Raw genomic sequence first — 1,869 nt, forward strand, 5'->3', positions numbered from 1 at the left:
CGGCCACGGTCCGGGCAGCACCTCAGCCACGACGAACAGGGTGCAGGAGAGCGTGGCGACGGAGGCGAACGCCATGGCCGCGACGCGGTTCCGCACCGTCGCGGGCAGCAGGCCGAGTGAGGCGCCGAACCGGGCGGCGAGGCCGTGCGCGAGCAGGTTCGCGGCTTCGCCGGGGCTCGGCCTGGTGCGTCCCTCCGCGTCGGCGACGTCCAGGAGCGTGGCGACGACCTCGTCCGCGTGCTGCTGCCGCCACCCGGGCGGGTAGCACCTCAGCAGACGGCGGTAGACGATCTCGAGCCGCGGGGCCGTCATGCCGGCGCCGTTCCCAGGCGAGCCCGCGCGCGGAGTCGGCGGTCGGCCTCGGCGGCGTTCTGTCGCAGGCGGGCGGCCTGCGCGGCGAGAACCTCGGCGCCGGCGTCGGTGAGGTCGTAGTAGCGCCGGAGTCGCCCGTCGACCACCTCCTCGCCACTCTGGCGCACCAGCCCCTGGCCGGCCAGCCGGCCGAGAGCGGCGTAGAGGGTGCCCGCCCGCAGCGTCACCCGGCCGTCGGAGATGGCCTCGACCTCCCGGATCACCGCGTACCCGTGTTTGGCCCCGTCAGCGAGTGCCGCGAGGACCAGGAAGGTCGGCTCGCGGATGTCCTCAATACCCACTTCATCAGAATATATCGACTATCGATATGTGCTGCCGGTGCCGGTGCCGGTGGCTGGTGGCGCCGGTGCCGGATGACTGATGGCCGTCGGTCGCGGGAGCGGGTGGCTCAGGTGCGGGGGGAGTGCACCCGCTCGGCGGCAAGCAGGCGGGCGGCTTCCACCGGGTAGGCGGCTCGCACGGTGATGCCGGCAGCGCTGGCCATGAGGATCGTGACGATGGCGCTGGTGAACACCTTGCCGCTGAGGGCGTCCCGGGCCCCGAACGCGAGCTCGGTCCGTAGCGCGCCGGACAGAGCGGCGTCCAGTTCCCGGGGGTGCAGCCACAGCCAGGTGCGTAGTGCAATTCCCGGCGACGCCTGATCGGCTTTGGTCGGGAAGTCTGCCGGTTGCAGGGTCCGCCGAGGCTCGGTGCGCTCTGACAAGCCGTCCATGATCGCGATGTCGTCCTGCCAACGCGTGAGCAGGTCGCGGCGCCGGTTCTCCGGCCAGGTGAAGAAGTCGGAAGGGAGCCGTTCGGGATGTCTGGCCAGCTCCGGGTGTGCCTGGAACAGTTCCTCCTTCGGACCCGGTTGGATCTCGTAGATGACCCCGGGGACGTACGATTTCCTGCGCGGACCTGCCGACCCGCGGGTAGTCCCGGGCCGTGGCGCTGGGCGTGTCGGCATCGGCAGGCCGGTGATACGGGAGAACTCTTCGGGAGAGACCGTCGACAGGTCCCGGAATCCGGGGGTGACAGGCCGAGGCTGATCGGTGCCGGTGCTGCGGTTGGTGTCGGTGCTGGTCCGGTAGGAAATTCGACTGGCTCGTACGACACCGGCAGACGCATTCGTGTCGGTGTTCGTGGGACGCATCGACGGCCAGTCGGCTGCATGGCTCGGTCGGTAGCCGCCGGAACCGGCCTCGGTGCCGCCGTCCGCCGTCTCCGAAGGTATGCCCTGCGGGCGGAGGTACTCCGCGGAGTCGAAGACGTCCTCAAGCGGCCAGGTCTGCACGAGATAGGTTTCCGCCCCTGTCTCGTCGGAGAACTGCGGCAGGGCGCGCGCTCGGGCGCCGCCCGCGCGGAGTACGCGAACTCCGTAGCGGAACAGCGGCGGACCGATCAGCAGGCTGCGTACCCCCTGACCGTTGAGCGTCACGAGCCGCAGGATTCCGGTGTCCGACACCAGCCGGAGATCCTCGGCGTAGTCCCATGCGGAGTCTCCTTCGGGTGGGGCGG

General features: G+C 70.8%; 2 protein-coding genes and 1 pseudogene. All 3 read right to left on the reverse strand.

Annotated features, from left to right (window positions below; genetic code table 11):
- A pseudogene (locus FDN03_RS16240) lies at positions 1-312 on the reverse strand (hypothetical protein); the annotation flags it as partial.
- A complete protein-coding gene (locus FDN03_RS16245; protein WP_071081984.1) occupies positions 309-653 on the reverse strand; it encodes a PadR family transcriptional regulator in 345 nt (114 codons plus the stop codon). The pseudogene FDN03_RS16240 and the gene FDN03_RS16245, both read right to left, overlap by 4 nt.
- Positions 654-760: 107 nt before the next feature.
- The coding region (locus FDN03_RS16250) for a hypothetical protein (RefSeq protein WP_212743952.1) at positions 761-1,869 on the reverse strand (1,109 nt) is incomplete at its 5' end.

Source organism: Glutamicibacter sp. V16R2B1 (genome assembly GCF_005774635.1).
Lineage (GTDB): Bacteria > Actinomycetota > Actinomycetes > Actinomycetales > Micrococcaceae > Glutamicibacter > Glutamicibacter creatinolyticus.